This is a genomic window from Yoonia sp. (assembly GCF_046498525.1).
Taxonomy (GTDB): domain Bacteria; phylum Pseudomonadota; class Alphaproteobacteria; order Rhodobacterales; family Rhodobacteraceae; genus Yoonia.
In genome coordinates this window covers 40,980-56,794 of sequence record NZ_JAWOAN010000013.1, presented here as the reverse complement: position 1 = coordinate 56,794, position 15,815 = coordinate 40,980, and the positions used below count along the sequence as shown (strand labels likewise).

Annotated in this window: 13 protein-coding genes; 9 read left to right on the top strand and 4 right to left on the bottom strand. The window is 58.0% G+C overall.

The features are described from left to right. From R6T97_RS00955 to R6T97_RS00945, 3 genes are all read left to right on the top strand, one after another. Positions 1 to 230, top strand: a 230-nt coding sequence (locus tag R6T97_RS00955) for an IMP dehydrogenase (protein ID WP_410347437.1), incomplete at its 5' end; no start/stop codon positions are given. Positions 231 to 233: 3 nt separating this feature from the next. Then, positions 234 to 1,412, top strand: a complete 1,179-nt coding sequence (locus tag R6T97_RS00950) for an RsmB/NOP family class I SAM-dependent RNA methyltransferase (protein ID WP_410347436.1) — start codon at positions 234 to 236, stop codon at positions 1,410 to 1,412. A gap of 84 nt (positions 1,413 to 1,496) precedes the next feature. Next, a complete protein-coding gene (locus R6T97_RS00945; protein WP_410347435.1) occupies positions 1,497 to 3,839 on the top strand; it encodes an ATP-binding protein in 2,343 nt (780 codons plus the stop codon). A gap of 4 nt (positions 3,840 to 3,843) precedes the next feature. Here the strand turns inward: R6T97_RS00945 and R6T97_RS00940 are convergent, their stop codons facing one another. Genes R6T97_RS00940 through R6T97_RS00930 form a run of 3 tightly spaced genes read right to left on the bottom strand, consistent with a single transcriptional unit; the run spans position 3,844 to position 7,179 of the window. Then, the gene (locus R6T97_RS00940; protein WP_410347434.1) at positions 3,844 to 4,815 is read right to left on the bottom strand and encodes a glucokinase; all 972 of its coding nucleotides are present in this window, start codon (positions 4,813 to 4,815) and stop codon (positions 3,844 to 3,846) included. A gap of 8 nt (positions 4,816 to 4,823) precedes the next feature. Further along, positions 4,824 to 6,146, bottom strand: a complete 1,323-nt coding sequence (locus R6T97_RS00935; RefSeq protein WP_410347433.1) for a GH1 family beta-glucosidase — start codon at positions 6,144 to 6,146, stop codon at positions 4,824 to 4,826. A gap of 1 nt (position 6,147) precedes the next feature. Further along, the gene (locus R6T97_RS00930; protein ID WP_410347432.1) at positions 6,148 to 7,179 is read right to left on the bottom strand and encodes a substrate-binding domain-containing protein; all 1,032 of its coding nucleotides are present in this window, start codon (positions 7,177 to 7,179) and stop codon (positions 6,148 to 6,150) included. Between the two features lie 276 nt (positions 7,180 to 7,455). Between R6T97_RS00930 and R6T97_RS00925 the strand changes: the two genes are divergently transcribed. From R6T97_RS00925 to R6T97_RS00900, 6 genes are all read left to right on the top strand, one after another. Beyond that, complete coding sequence (locus tag R6T97_RS00925) at positions 7,456 to 8,814, top strand: ABC transporter substrate-binding protein (RefSeq protein ID WP_410347431.1); 1,359 nt, start codon at positions 7,456 to 7,458, stop codon at positions 8,812 to 8,814. 114 nt (positions 8,815 to 8,928) lie between these two features. Continuing rightward, positions 8,929 to 9,936, top strand: a complete 1,008-nt coding sequence (locus R6T97_RS00920; protein ID WP_410347430.1) for a carbohydrate ABC transporter permease — start codon at positions 8,929 to 8,931, stop codon at positions 9,934 to 9,936. Further along, a complete protein-coding gene (locus R6T97_RS00915; RefSeq protein ID WP_410347429.1) occupies positions 9,936 to 11,093 on the top strand; it encodes a carbohydrate ABC transporter permease in 1,158 nt (385 codons plus the stop codon). The genes R6T97_RS00920 and R6T97_RS00915 overlap by 1 nt, the downstream gene beginning before the upstream one ends. 81 nt (positions 11,094 to 11,174) lie before the next feature. Further along, on the top strand, positions 11,175 to 12,791 hold the full coding sequence (locus tag R6T97_RS00910; RefSeq protein WP_410347439.1) for an alpha-glucosidase: 1,617 nt from the start codon (positions 11,175 to 11,177) through the stop codon (positions 12,789 to 12,791). Between the two features lie 18 nt (positions 12,792 to 12,809). After that, positions 12,810 to 13,901 (top strand): ABC transporter ATP-binding protein, encoded by a 1,092-nt coding sequence (locus tag R6T97_RS00905; protein ID WP_410347428.1) that lies wholly within the window; start codon positions 12,810 to 12,812, stop codon positions 13,899 to 13,901. A gap of 74 nt (positions 13,902 to 13,975) precedes the next feature. Next, positions 13,976 to 14,743, top strand: coding sequence for an HpcH/HpaI aldolase family protein (locus R6T97_RS00900; RefSeq protein ID WP_410347427.1), 768 nt, complete (start codon positions 13,976 to 13,978; stop codon positions 14,741 to 14,743). 2 nt (positions 14,744 to 14,745) lie between these two features. On the opposite strand, the gene R6T97_RS00895 is transcribed toward R6T97_RS00900, so the two are convergent. Continuing rightward, positions 14,746 to 15,813 (bottom strand): methyltetrahydrofolate cobalamin methyltransferase, encoded by a 1,068-nt coding sequence (locus R6T97_RS00895; RefSeq protein ID WP_410347426.1) that lies wholly within the window; start codon positions 15,811 to 15,813, stop codon positions 14,746 to 14,748. Positions 15,814 to 15,815 lie beyond the last annotated feature (2 nt).

Genomic DNA, 15,815 nt, shown 5'->3' with positions numbered 1-15,815 from the left:
CTGGCACTGACGAAAGCCCCGGCGAGGTGATCCTCTATCAGGGCCGGTCGTTCAAATCCTACCGCGGTATGGGCGGTTTGCGCGCGGCGATGGGATATACCGGCTGTGCAACGATCGACGAGATGCGCAAGAGCTGTACTTTTGTGAAAATCACAGGTGCCGGTCTGAAGGAAAGCCACGTGCACGACGTGCGTATCACCCGCGAAAGCCCGAATTACCGGGTCGGCTAGGGTATGACCCCCGGCGCGCGTGTGGCCGCCGCGATTGCGGTGCTTGATCAGATCCAAGACGGTGCAGCGGCCGAGCAGGCCCTGACAGGCTGGGCGCGGAACAGTCGTTTTGCAGGGTCCAAGGACCGTGCCGCAGTGCGCGACCATGTGTTTGACGTGCTGCGCGCCAAACGGTCTTTGGGTGATGGGACAGGCCGCAGCCTGATGCAGCGATTGGCGGTGCGCGAAGGATGGGACCTTGATGCGCTTTTTTCAGGTGAAGGCCATGCACCTGAACCGTTGAGCCTGGCCGAAAGGGCGGCATCCGAGACACCGCTTGATCTTTCCGATGCGGCGCGGTGCGACCTGCCGGATTGGCTCTGGCCGCTTTGGAATGCAGGACTGGGTGATCAGGCCGTTACGGCGGCGCTTGTGCAGCAAGGCCGCGCCGAAGTGTTCCTGCGCGTGAACGGACGCAAAGGGACGGCGGCGCAGGCCGTGCAGGCCTTGGCCGATGAAGGGGTTGGTACTGTCGTGCACCCTAAGATTGCAGGCTGTCTGCGTGTCACGGAAAATCCGCGTCGCGTCAAAACCACACGCGCGTATCTGACCGGGGCCGTCGAGTTGCAGGACGCGGCCTCGCAAGAGGCGGTGCAAAACACGCCGGTGCCTGAGGGCGCGCGTATTCTGGATTACTGCGCCGGTGGTGGCGGCAAGGCACTGGCCTTTGCGGATATGTATCAGGCGCAGGTTTTTGCGCATGATGTTGCACCGCAACGCCTGAACGACGTTCCGGTCCGTGCTGCGCGTGCGGGGGTCGATATCGTGACGCTTGAGACAGCGCAGTTGGCACACCAGCCTGCTTTTGACGTTATATTTTGCGATGCACCGTGCAGCGGGAGCGGGACCTGGCGGCGCACCCCGGATGCCAAGTGGCGTCTGACAGAGGACCGTCTGGCCGCACTGATGCAAACGCAGGCCGAAGTGCTTGATAGCGCGTCACAGCTTGTCGCAGATGGCGGTATTCTGGTTTATGCGACCTGTTCGGTCTTGCCGCAGGAAAACGGGAAAGCCGTGGCGGAATTTTGCGCGCGCAGCCCCGCGTGGGGTGTTCTGCAGCAAAGCCAACGGTTTCCGGACGCCAATGGGGATGGATTTTTTTCCTGCATCCTTATGCGCAAGGATAACAACCTAGAATTGTAATTCAAGATCTGCTATGCGGTATTAAGGGCGGCTTAATCGTTTGAGGGTTAGGATCCTGTGATGCGTAGCGAGGTGACTTCTTGAATGCCCTTTGATCAATCATGCGAAACAACGCCCGCGGATGTTCCTGCAAAACCGCCCCGGGCGGCGCATCTGTTGGTGGTCGTGGCTGTTCTTGCTGCGTTGGCCATGATTTCGCCGCTGGCCTCACTGCAATATGGATTTGCCGTCTTTGGCGGCATCCTGATGTGTCTGGCGGCCTTTCTCAAGATCGCAGATCTCAATGCGGGGCGGGTCAATAGCCGTTTATGTCAAAATGCGCGGCGCGTGATCATGCATGATGTGGGGATTGGCTTTGTCACTGATGGCAGTTGCGTGGTGCAATATGCCAACGAAGGCGCGCATGACCGGTTCGGCGATACCAGGGGCCGTAGTCTGGCCGTGGTTTTCGAACTGATGTTGGCGAATCCGGGCAGTGTGTTGTCGCAAGTGATGTCGCAGGCCAGTGAAACAGGCGCGCAAACCGAAGATATCGTCACGCGCGGCGGTCACTTTCGCCTGCGCCTGCTGATCATGGCGAAGAACTGCCAGCTTTGGTGGCTTGATGACCTCAGCCAGACAGGTACGGGCGGTGTCAAACGGCGACAAAACCCGGCGTTTCCAATGGTTTCTGTCGCTCCGGACGGGTGGATCATTTCGATGAATGATTCGTTTCGGGGCTTGGTCGGGGCCGTACCGAAACGGCTGGAAGAGGTGTTTGCCGAGGTCCCTTTACGATCAGGACAGATGCATGACCTGCGGGGGGTGGAACGCACGGTTTCGGTTATGGTCGCGGTCGTTGAAGGCAAGGATACGGCGCATGATATCTATTTGCTGCCCGGAAACGGCGCAGCGCCGATGCCGCCCCAACTCGGTGCTGGCTGGGATGCGATCGAGGATTTGCCGGTGCCGCTGTTGAAGGTTGCGCAAGATGGCGCATTGCTTGGATCGAATCGCGAGGCCCGGAAACTTCTTGATATCGGACCGGCCCGAAAACTGCATCTTGCAGATGTCCTGACCGATCCGGGGCGACCGATAAATGACTGGCTGGCAGAGGCGTTGTCCGGTCGTGCCGGGAATGTGTCACAGGTTCTGCACGGGCGCGGAGACAAGCAGGATATTTTCGTGCAGGTCACCTTGAACACGGCAGGAGGCCCCGATGACGTGCACCTGGTTGCCGTACTGAACGATGTGACTGAATTGCGATCGCTTGAACTGCAATTCGTACAAAGCCAGAAGATGCAGGCGATTGGTCAGCTGGCCGGCGGTGTTGCGCATGATTTCAACAACCTGCTGACCGCGATTTCCGGCCACTGCGAGCTTTTGCTTTGCAGCCATGATGAGCATGATCAAGACTATGGTGATTTGATCCAGATCCACCAGAACACAAATCGCGCCGCCAGTCTTGTCGGTCAGCTTCTGGCGTTTTCGCGCAAGCAAAACCTGCACCTCGAAACGATCGACCTGCGCGACACGCTCTCGGATCTGACCCATCTGCTGAACCGGTTGGTGGGCGAGAAAGTGACACTGACGCTGGATCATGACCCGCAACTTTTCCACATCAAAGCTGACAAGCGCCAGCTTGAACAGGTGTTGATGAACCTCGTGGTCAATGCCCGTGACGCAATGGAGGGCGCGGGTGGTATCCGTGTGATCACCAAGAATACCCGACTTGTGAAAGCGATGCATCGCGATCGTGCCACCATTCCTGCCGGTGACTACGTGCTGGTCAAGGTCATTGATGAGGGGCAGGGGATTCCGGCAGACCAGTTAACCAAGATATTCGAGCCATTCTTCACCACCAAACGAACGGGTGAGGGAACCGGGCTTGGACTGTCCACGGCTTATGGTATCGTCAAGCAGACAGGGGGGTATATCTTCGTTGATACCGTCGTTGGCGAAGGCACGACGTTTTCACTGTTCTTCCCGTCCCACGTTGCAGGAGAAAAGGCCCCTGCAAAGCCTGCGCCCGCAGCTACGCCGCGTATCAAGACAAGCGCCGAAGGCGTTGTTCTGCTGGTCGAGGACGAGGCGCCGGTCAGGGCCTTTGCGACCCGCGCTCTGCGCCTGCGCGGCTATACGGTGCTTGAGGCAGATCACGCGGAAGCCGCTTTGGAAATGCTGGCAAACGAAGATCTGCATGTCGATGTTTTTGTCACCGACGTGATCATGCCGGGGCTTGATGGGCCGACATGGGTGCGGCAGGCGCTTGTCAAGCGCCCCGATACGAAGGTGATCTTTATGTCCGGCTATCCCGAAGATGCCTTTGATGATGGGCAACCGGAGGTCTTGGGCGCGGCGTTCCTGCCTAAACCGTTCTCGCTCAGCGATCTGACAGACGCCGTTCAGGACCAGTTGCAAGCGGTCCCGGAATTGACGGAACCCTGAACCATCATTGTCCCAGCGCCACCAGATGCGCGGCAGATCCGGTCAATGCGGCATAGTCATCTTCGATCACATATACGGCAAAATTGCTCATGAAGCCTGCAAAGCGGCCTTTGTCACGGAAGGCATCGCCAAAGCCGAAACGGGTCAGATGCGGGGCGAAAGCACGCGCGACGCCACCTACCAGATAAACACCGCCAAAAGGCAGTTGGATCAGTGACAGGTTCCCGCAGACTGTTCCCAAAATGCGCGAAAAAAGCTCGGCCGCTTGCACGGCGCGCGGGTCCGCGCTACTGGCGCAGGCGGTCATGATATCTTGGGCTGCACATTCGCGCGGATCGCCTGCTTCCTGACCCAGAAATGCATACACACGTTCGAGCCCGCGACCGGACAGCACGTCTTCGACTGCTGGAAAACCATGCGCCGTCGAGACAAACTGGCACAGACGCAGTTCCATTTCGGTGCGGATCGGCAGATTTGCGTGGCCGCTTTCTGATGGGGTCACGATGCGCCCATGTTCAAGATCGTAAACCGGTGCGGCATTGAAACCCGTTCCGACGCCGACAACCAGCTTTGCCGCGTTTGCATTATCAGCCGGTCCCGGCAGAATGCTGCGGATTTTGGAAACCTCGATATAACCCAGCGCATGTCCCTGCGCTTGCAGGTCGTTCAGGATCGCCACTGTCCTGGCTTTGGTCGCCCGCGCGAGTGTGTCCTTATCGATCGTCCAATCCAGATTGGTCAAGGTGGCCCTGCCATCGCGTACAGGACCCGCAACCGCAACGCATGCGGCGATTGGATCGACGCCGCCCTCGTCAGCGATATAGCGGGTCAGAACAGATTCGAGCCCCGGAAATTCCGCGTTCCGATAGCGCCTGATCGTGCCATCGACGATCCGGCGCCCATCAGCCAAAGCGACGCGGGTATTCGTACCGCCGATATCGGCGACCAGTGAGTAGGTGTCTTTGGGATGTCCCATGATAATCCTTAACGCGCGATAGCAGCTTTGAGCGCGTGATAGGACGCTTTGGGCGTACGCTTCAAGGTTTCAAAGTCGACGTGTATCATACCGAACCGTTTTTCGTAGCCAAAGGCCCATTCATAGTTATCCAGTAGTGACCAGTAGAAGAAGCCCTGCACGTTGGCCCCTTCTGCGATCGCCTGTTTTGTCGCATTTATGTGGTCGGAGACAAATTTTTCCCGTTCCGGGTCGACGACAGCCCCGTCTTCCACGGCGTCATCCCAAGCCATGCCGTTTTCAGTGACGTAGATCGGCATGTCTCCGACGTAGTCGTTTGACAGGCGGGTCAGGAAAGACTGCAACCCCTGCGGGTAAATTTCCCAGCCCATTTGCGTTTTGTCGCCGGGGCCTTCCTCGGATGCGATATGAGGCCAGACGGCTGTCTCGTCTGCCGTGACTTTGTGGCGGGTATAGTAATTAACCCCGAGGTAATCGATGGGCTGGCTGATCTCGGCCATGTCGTCTTGCCAGCCATTGGGCATGTGGGGCGCAAGCCCGGCCAGCGCCTCGGCGGGGTAGGTGCCTTTGGTGATCGCTTCGACGAACCAGCGGTTCATGATTGCATCCCATGTGGCGGCGGCTTCAGCCGCCCGAGCCGAAGTGTCCTTCGGTTCGGTGTGATCGAAATTGAGGACCACGCCACAGTTCTTCATGCCTTTCTCGCGCAGCCGCGTCATTGCGACACCATGGGCAAGGTTGATATGGTGCATGGCCCGCGCTGTCGCGCGGATATCCTTCAGGCCGGGTGCATGATTGCCGAGGAAATGCGACAGGTACGAGACACACCAAGGTTCGTTGATGGTTGCAATCGCCGCCACACGGTCGCCGATGCGGTCGGCAATGACTCCTGTGTAGTCGCCAAAGTATGCGCAGGTGTCCCTGTTCATCCAGCCGCCTTTATCGGCAAGCGCGCTTGGCAGTTCCCAGTGATAGAGCGTTTGAAACGGCTTGAGGCCGCGCTCCAGCATGGCATCCACCAGACGGTCGTAGAAATCCAGCCCTTCGGGATTTGGCGTGCGCCCGTCGGGCATGACCCGCGCCCATGATGTCGAGAAACGGTAGGCATCCATCCCCGCGTATTTGAGCAGATCAAGGTCTTCGGCGTAGCGGTGATAGTGATCGCAGGCGACCGCCCCGTCTTCGCCGCGCACCACATTACCGGGGCCTGCCGCGAAACTGTCCCAATGGGTAGGGCCTGCGCCGCCGAAACTGTGCCCTTCGATCTGATACGCTGCGGTGGCGGCCCCGAACAGGAAGCCTTCGGGGAAGTCGGATCGTTTGAAATCCATGTCAGTCCTTTCGGGGGGCAGGGCCGGTGGAAGACCCGACCATCAGTTGTGCTTCGAGCAATTGTTGCTGCGGTGTGTGAGTGGGATTGGCAATGGCGGCAAGGAGCATTTGGGCCAGTTTGCGGCCCGCATCACGGACCGAGGATCGGGTCGCCGTGAAAATTGGCACATCGCCACCGTTCTGCAGATAGGACAGAACGTCATCATGCGTGACGACGGACACGTCCTTGCCCATCACGAGGCCTTTTTCTTCGATGGCGCGCCGCACACCCAGAGCACAGATCAACGACGAACAGATGACGGCGGTTGGTGCATTGTCGCCCGACAGCATGTCACGGGTGCATTGATAGCCGAACACCTCGGTCATTTCGCCAGACCGCATCAGCAGAGGGTCCAAAGCGACATCGTGTGAACGCAACGACGCAGAATAGCCTTCGCGTCGGCGATGGGCGAAGTCCATGACCTCTAGCCCGTTGATCAGACCGATGCGCCGATGCCCAAGGTCAAACAGGAAATCGGTGGCGCGCTGAAACGCGCTGCGGTTGTTCACATCAAGCCATGCATAGGGTGTTTCATGGCCCGAGGCGCGTCCATGCACGGCAAATGGCAAACCCAATTCCTGCAAAAGCCCGATCCGCGGGTCATTCATCCGCGGACCATGTACGATCACGCCATCCACGGCGCGCCGCGACTTGAGCCCCTCGTAAATGCGTCGTTCGTCCGCGTCATCGACGATGGACAGGATCATTTCATAACCATGCCGTGAATATGTCTCGCCTGCGCCTGCGATGAAGTCGCCGAAGATCGGGTTCACCATCTCGTGCTTGCTGGAAAGCGGAATGACGTGCCCGATTGCCAGAGCCTGGCCTGTCGCCAGTCCCTTGGCGCGGGTGGATGGGGTATAGTTAAAGGTTCTTGCGGCCTCTTCGACCCTGCGCCTGGTTGTGGGACTCACTTCTGGGTAGCCGTTGAGCGCACGGCTGACAGTGGTCTGGCTCAGACCCAAGTTTTGCGAAAGTTCTTTTAAATTCATAGGGTCAGTCGAGCGTCCAAAGCGCTATTAATCAGAAATTTCGGCCATGCCGCGTCGTGTATTTTAACGCGCGGCCCGCGTTGACTAGCATGTTTTTATGGAAATCCAAGGAATTTTTAGCGCTAACACTGTTGTATTGACAGACGCTCTAACTTCGCTGACTGTGGGTAAATCCAAAGCGCTTTGGGGGTTTGATTCCTTGGCGCATTCGGGAGTGACAGCATGAGAATGCGAAGTAAGGTATGCGTCCTCGCGGCGCGATTGGGAGGAAAATCAATGAAAACGAAACTGTATGCCAGCGTGGCGGCGGTTGCCCTCACTGCGAGTGCGGCAAGCGCAGCCGGCCATCTGGCGTTTACACCGGGCGAAGGCGACTTCAGCTGGGACAGCTATAACGAGTGGGCTGCGAACGCACCGGACCTTAGCGGTCAGGATGTCACGATCTTCGGGCCTTGGCTGGCCCCTGAAGATGACATCTTCCGTTCGATGATCGCCTATTTCACCGATGCAACAGGCGCAAACGTCACATATACTGGCTCTGACGGTTTTGAGCAGCAGATCGTGATCGACTCGGAGGCCGGTTCGGCACCGAACATCGCCGTGTTCCCGCAGCCGGGTCTGGCTGCGTCGATGGCCTCGCAAGGTCTTGTGACGCCACTGGGCGACGACATGGCGTCCTGGGTTGCCGACAACTATGCGGCAGGCCAATCCTGGGTTGATCTGGGTACATATCCCGACGCAACCGGCGACGACCAGTTCTTCGGTTTCTTCTACAACGTGAACGTCAAATCACTGGTTTGGTATTCGCCAGAGAACTTTGAAGATGCCGGTTACGACGTGCCTGAGACAATGGAAGAACTGATCGCCTTGTCCGAGCAGATGATCGCTGACGGTGAAACACCTTGGTGCATCGGTCTGGGTTCGGGTGCGGCGACAGGCTGGCCTGCGACTGACTGGGTCGAGGACATCATGCTGCGCACGCAGCCACCAGAGGTCTACGACGGCTGGGTGACCAACGAAATCCCGTTCGACGACCCGCGCGTGATCGAAGCAGTCGAGACATTCGGCATGTTCGCCAAGAATGACGACATGGTTGCCGGTGGTGCCGCTGCCGTTGGTTCGACCGACTTCCGCGACAGCCCGACAGGTCTCTTCACATCGCCGCCGCAGTGCTACATGCACCGTCAGGCATCTTTTGCGCCTGCTTTCTTCCCTGAAGGCACGGAATTGGGAACTGACGCAGACTTCTTCTACTTTCCGTCCTTCGCCGAAAAAGACCTCGGCAACCCTGTACTGGGCGGTGGTACGTTGCTGGCCGTCACGGATGCGTCTGACGCAACGATGGCTTTCATGGAGTTCCTGCAGCAGCCGATCGCCCACGAGGTGATGATGGCACAGACTGGCTTCCTGACACCACATACAGGGGTGAACCTTGCCACATATGGTGATGACACGCTGCGTGGTCAGGGCGAAATCCTGCAAAACGCCACGACCTTCCGCTTTGATGCATCGGACCTGATGCCCGGTGCGATTGGTGCAGGTGCATTCTGGACAGGCATGGTTGACTATGTTGGCGGCGCATCCGCTGAAGAAGTCACCGGTGCGATCCAGGATAGCTGGGATGCACTGAAGTAATCAGCGTCGTTAGGAACGGATCTCATTAAGAACCGGTTCGGACGGGTGACCGTCCGAACCTACCAACGGCGCTCCATGCAGCCGTAAGAGATACATCGCGACGGGGAGGGCGCCATGAATCCGGCATTACAAGGATTGATCACGATCATTATCGGAGTGGGCGGCTGCGTCGGCTACTTCTACGGTGCGAACCTGTTCCTTGATAAGGTCTTGTTCAAGCCCAGCGGTCCAAACGCCGGCCGTAACATCAACCGTGCCAACCAGATCCGGCCATGGTTGTTTCTGATGCCTGCGCTTCTGGCGCTGGGGCTTTATCTGGCTTACCCTGTGTTCGCGACGCTGCGCCTGAGTTTTCTCGAACGTCTGCCCGGTAATGAATACGCCTTTGTCGGTTTTGATAACTACACCCAGATGTTCGCAGAGCCCAAGTTCATGGAAGCTTTGCGTAACAATGTATTGTGGCTGGTCGTTGTACCCGCTGCCGCCACAGGCTTTGGCCTTTTGTCCGCGCAACTGACGGACCGGCTGAGGTGGGGCAATATCGCCAAATCCATCATCTTCATGCCGATGGCGATTTCCTTTGTCGGTGCTGCCGTGATCTTCAAACTGATCTACGAGGCCCGTCCCGAGGATGTCGCGCAGATCGGTATTCTGAACCACCTTTATCTGACCTTTGGTGGGGACGCGCCCGTACAATGGCTGCAAATACCGTTCTGGAATAACTTTTTCCTGATGGCGGTGCTGATCTGGATCCAGACCGGCTTTGCCATGGTGATCCTGTCAGCCGCACTGCGCGGTATCCCCGAAGAAACTGTCGAAGCAGCGATCATTGATGGTGCCAACCCGTTCCAGATTTTCTTCAAGATCAAGATTCCGCAGATCATGTCGACCATCGTTGTGGTCTGGACCACGATCACGATTGCCACGCTCAAGGTCTTTGACATCGTGTTTGCGATGACCAACGGCCAGTGGGAAACGCAGGTTCTGGCCAACTATATGTACGATAAACTGTTCCGTGCGAACGATTGGGGTATGGGGTCGGCTTCGGCCATGATCATCATGCTGATGGTGACGCCGATCCTTGTCTGGAACGTCTATAACGCCCGCAAGGAGACGCAGTGATGGATGCGATGGCAGGAAGAAAGCCCGCAGTCGTGTGGGCGCTGAATATCTCGGTTGTGCTGCTTGTGGCGCTCTGGCTGTTCCCGACGCTGGGTCTGTTCATCTCGTCCTTCCGGACGGGGGATCAGATTACCGCCTCGGGATGGTGGTCAGCGCTGTTTCCCTCAGAGCAGACAATGCAAATCCGCGTTGCAGACCCGGACACCAACCGGATCGATCTGGGCAACGGACGGTTCATGGTCGAAGGCAACATCTTTGAGGATGAAGACTTTCGGGGTGAGCTGAATGCATGGGGCACATCAAGCCGCCGGCTGGGTGAATTCGAGCCCGGCACCACTGCCGACCTTGGCGACGGTGAAACCCTGACGCTTGAGGCGGATGGCACGTATGTCTGGGAAGGTGATGATGACCAGATCAGTGGCCGTGCGCAGCGACTGTTGCTGGATGTCGTGACTCCGCCGGACTTTACGCTGGAGAACTATAACTTCGTTCTTTTTGATGAAGATAACTCTCAAGGTATGGCCAAGGCGTTTTTGAATACGCTGACCGTTGTGATACCGGCGACGATCATTCCCATTCTGATTGCGGCGTTCGCGGCCTATGCGCTGGCGTGGATGGACTTTCCGGGGCGCGCGATCCTGATTGCCGTCATTGTCGGACTGTTGGTGGTGCCGCTGCAATTGGCGCTGATCCCGTTGTTGTCGTTGCATAACGCGATCGGGATCGGGAAGGGGTATCTGGGGGTCTGGCTGGCGCATACCGGTTTTGGTTTGCCCTTGGCGATCTATCTGCTGCGCAACTACATGGTTGGCTTGCCACGCGATATCATCGAAAACGCAAAGGTGGATGGTGCGACGGATTTCCAGATATTCACCAAGATCATCCTGCCGCTCAGTTTTCCTGCGCTGGCGTCGTTCGCGATCTTCCAGTTTTTGTGGACATGGAACGATCTGCTGGTCGCGCTGGTGTTCCTGATCGATTCATCGGGTCAGACGACCGTGATGACCAAGCAGATCGTGGAACTGCTGGGGACGCGTGGCGGTGACTGGGAAATCCTTGCCACCTCTGCCTTCGTGTCGATTGCGGTGCCTTTGGCGGTCTTCTTTGCGATGCAGAAGTACCTTGTGCGCGGTCTGCTGGCAGGCTCTGTGAAATAAGCAACTGCGGCCCAAGGGAACGGGGCCGCACTCAACCTAGGATGAAAGACAATGACGACGGCGCTTGCCTCGAATACAGAGATGGCTGTTGATAAAGACTGGTGGCGCGGGGCGGTGATCTATCAGATCTACCCGCGCAGTTTTCAGGACAGCAATGGCGATGGCATCGGCGATCTTTTGGGGATCGTCCAGCGCCTGCCTTACATCGCCTCGCTTGGGGTAGATGCGATCTGGATTTCACCATTCTTTACATCGCCGATGAAGGATTTCGGCTATGATGTCAGCGATTACTGCGATGTCGATCCGATGTTCGGCACCTTGGCCGATTTTGACGCGGTGGTCGAAACCGCGCATCGTCTGGGCATCCGGGTGATGATTGATCTGGTCCTGAGCCATACCAGTGACCAGCACCCGTGGTTTGCGGAAAGCCGCACCAGCCGCGCAAATGACAAATCGAACTGGTATGTCTGGTCGGACCCCAAGCCCGACGGCACACCGCCGAACAACTGGCTGTCGATCTTTGGTGGTTCTGCATGGCATTGGGACGCGCGCCGCGAACAGTATTATATGCACAACTTCCTTGTGGCCCAGCCTGACCTGAATTTCCATGAACCTGCCGTGCAAGAGGCGCTTTTGGATGTGGCGCGGTTCTGGCTGAACCGCGGGTGTGACGGGTTCCGGCTTGATACCATCAACTTTTACACCCACGACGCGCAATTGCGTGACAATCCGGGCCTTCCCCCCGAACGGCGCAACGCGACAATCGCGCCTTCCGTGAACCCCTATAACCACCAAGAGCATCTTCACGACAAGAACCAGCCGGAAAACCTTGATTTCCTGCGCAAACTGCGTGCTGTCATGGAGCCTTATGGTGCTGCCGCCGTGGGCGAGGTAGGCGATGCCCAGCTTGGGCTCGAGATCATGGGCCAGTATACCGCCGGTGATGATCTGATGCAGATGTGCTATGCCTTTGAATTTCTGGCGAAGGATCAGCCAACCGCCGCCCGTATCGTAGATGTCATGAACCATGTCGATGAGGTTGCGGCTGACGGGTGGGCCTGCTGGGCGTTTTCCAACCACGATGTCATGCGCCATGCCTCGCGTTGGGAGTTGCCGCCAGCGGCACAGCGTATGTTTGCCACGCTCATCATGTGTCTGCGCGGATCGGTCTGCCTCTATCAAGGCGAAGAATTGGGCCTGCCCGAGGCGGATGTTGCTTTTGAAGACCTGCAAGACCCCTATGGCATTGAATTCTGGCCGGAATTCAAGGGCCGCGACGGATGCCGCACACCGATGGTATGGGAACAGAGCAACCAGAACGGTGGTTTCTCTGCCGCACAGCCCTGGCTACCCGTCGCGACCGAGCATCTGCATATGTCGGCTGCAACTCAGGAAGAAGAGCCCGGCGCGCTGTTACATCATTATCGCAAGGCGATTGCATTCCGTCATACGCACCCTGCGCTGAGCGTGGGCGAACATGACAGTGTGAAAGCGAAAGGCGATGTTGTTTATTTCACGCGGTCAGATGGCAATCAGACGATTTTCTGCGCTTTCAACGTGAGCGAAACACCATCCGATTTCGATCTGCCCGAGGGGAGCTGGACACCGATCGGTGCCGAGTTGGGCAGTGCCCATACATCCGCAGACGGCAGACTGCATCTTGGGCCGTGGCAGGTTTGCCTCGCGCTCAAGTCATAATTTCAAGGGGAGTGAGACATGGCTGATCTGATACTGAAGGACATCGCCAAGACCTACGGGGGGGCTGTTGATGTTCTCAAGGACATCAACCTCGACATCAAAACGGGTGAATTGATTGTCTTTGTCGGTCCGTCAGGCTGCGGCAAGTCCACGCTGTTGCGGATGATCGCGGGTCTGGAAAAGATCACCGGCGGCACGCTTGAAATCGACGGCACGGTGGTGAACGATGTGCCACCCGCGCAGCGGGGCATCGCGATGGTGTTCCAGTCCTATGCGCTTTATCCCCACATGACCGTCCGCGATAACATGTCTTTCGCCCTGAAGCTGGCCAAGAAAACCCCTGCAGAGATCGAAGAGGCCGTGAACCGCGCCGCCAAGATATTGCAGCTTGACGAATATCTCGACCGCTTGCCCAAGGCCCTTTCCGGTGGGCAACGCCAGCGTGTTGCGATTGGCCGCTCGATTGTGCGGGACCCCAAGGTTTACCTTTTCGACGAACCGCTTTCCAACCTCGATGCCGCATTGCGCGTGGCCACGCGGATCGAGATTGCGCAACTCAAGGAATCCATGCCCAACAGCACGATGATCTATGTCACGCATGACCAGGTCGAAGCGATGACACTGGCGACACGGATCGTGGTGCTGGCCAACAAGGGCATTGCACAGGTTGGCACACCGCTCGAGCTTTACGAGCGCCCCGAAAACGAGTTTGTGGCCCAATTCATCGGCTCGCCTGCGATGAACCTGCTAGCGGGTGAAATTGTCGAGACTGGCGAACAGACGACAGTCAAGCTCGATGCAGGCGGGTTCGCGAAATCTGCGGTGCCGACGCGGACGTCCGACAAGGGCCTCAAGGTCAATATCGGTATCCGCCCCGAGGATATGATCTCGACCGATGGTGACGATTTCGCATTCGAGGGCAAGGTGAATATCACCGAAGCGCTTGGCGAAGTCACACTGCTGTATTTTGACAAGGTGGGCGACAATGACGCCGTGATCGGCAAGTTGCCGGGCATTCACGCGGAATTGCGCGGAAAATCCGTACGCATGGCTGCGGTTCCTGAAAAGGTGCAAATTTTCCACAACGGGAAGTCGCTTTATTACCGCTAGCACCCAACGCTATGAGGTTGCCATGAACGCGCCGATGTGATCGCATCGGCGCGTATTTCTTTGGAGACCACCTGATGCAGACACCCGTCAACATGCTGAAACAATCCCTTCAGACCGGTCAGTTACAAACCGGTATCTGGCTGACATCCGGCACGCCTGTTCTGGCAGAGCTTGCTGGGAACGCCGGCTTTGACTGGTGCCTGATCGACGGTGAACACGGGCCGAACACGGTGTCGGAAATACTGTCGCAGTTACAGGCACTTGCAATAAGCGGGACATCTGCTGTTGTCCGCATCGCCAATGCCGAGGGGTGGATGGTAAAGCAGGTGCTGGATTTGGGGTGCCAGACCGTGCTGGTACCGATGGTCGATAACGCCGAAAAGGCGCAGGCGATGGCCCGTGCGATGCGCTATCCGCCCGAAGGTAGCCGCGGCATGGGTGCGGCATTGGCGCGCGCCACCAGGTTCGGATCGGTGACAGATTACCCCCATACGGCCAATGCGCAGGTTTGCCTGCTGGTACAGGCGGAAAGTGCGGCTGCGGTTGCGAATATCGACGCGATTGCCGCCACTGAAGGTGTGGATGGTGTCTTTGTCGGTCCGGCGGACCTGTCAGCGGATATGGGCTATCCCGGCCAACCCGACCATCCCGAGGTCGAGAAGGCGATTGACCATGCGATTGCGCGCATTGTCGCTGCGGGCAAGATCGCAGGGATCATCACCTTTGATGAGAGCCGGTTCGCGGAATACGCCCGGAAAGGGGTGACGTTCCTTGGGGTCGGTGGCGATATGCTGGTACTCAACACCGCCCTGCGCGCTTTGGCAGGGCGGGTGAAAGGCTAAAGCTAGCCGCGACGGCGGCGTCCGGTGCGCGCGCGGCCTTCGCCTTCTTTCGGGGCGACACGGTTGAACTTGATCCATTCGTTGCCGGATGCGTCATTGTTGGTCAGGAAGTTGGCTGCGCGGATGGCTTCCATTTCCTTGCTTGCACGTGGTTTGGTCGATCCCAAGCCGAAAAGCTGCACGAAAACCTCGTCGTCGATGTCTTCGGGCAGGATGATTCCGGCGGCGGCAATCTCGGCTTTCTTTTCCGCGATCTTCTTGGGGCCGATAGGCAGGGCAACAGGGTTCATGATCGCAGAGGTCATCCCGGCCGTCATCGCCATGGGCAGAAAGGCGTTGTTGATGCCGTGTCGGTTGGGCAGGCCGAAGCTGATGTTGGACGCGCCGCACGTGGTATTCACGCCCAGTTCTTCGCGCAGGCGGCGCACAAGGGTAAAGACCTGCAAGCCGGCGGTTCCCATTGCGCCGATGGGCATCACCAGCGGATCGACCACGATATCATGGGCGGGAATACCGAAATCGGCGGCGCGTTCGACGATCTTTTTGGCAACGGCAAAGCGGACGTCAGGGTCTTCGGAAATGCCTGTATCATCGTTTGAGATCGCCACGACAGGCACGTTGTATTTCTTGACCAGTGGCAAGACCAGTTCAAGGCGCTCTTCCTCGCCGGTGACAGAGTTCAGCAGCGGGCGGCCTTCGGCTGCGGCCAGACCGTTTTCCAGTGCGCCGGGCACAGAGCTGTCGATGCACAGCGGCACATCGACGATGGCCTGCACACGCTGGACCATCTCGCGCATCAGGGGCGGTTCGACGAAGTTGTTGTCGGCATAACGCGGGTCTTCGGCCATCTTGTTGGAAAAGACAGCACCAGAATTGATGTCGAGGATATTTGCGCCTGCGGCGACCTGCGCAATCGCATCGGCCTCAACACGGCTGAAATCGCCCCGTTCGAGTTCTTCGGCAAGAATTTTGCGGCCCGTGGGGTTGATCCGCTCGCCGATCACGCAAAAGGGCTGGTCGAACCCGATGATGGCAGTCTTGGTTTTGGATTCGACAATCGTGCGTGTCATGT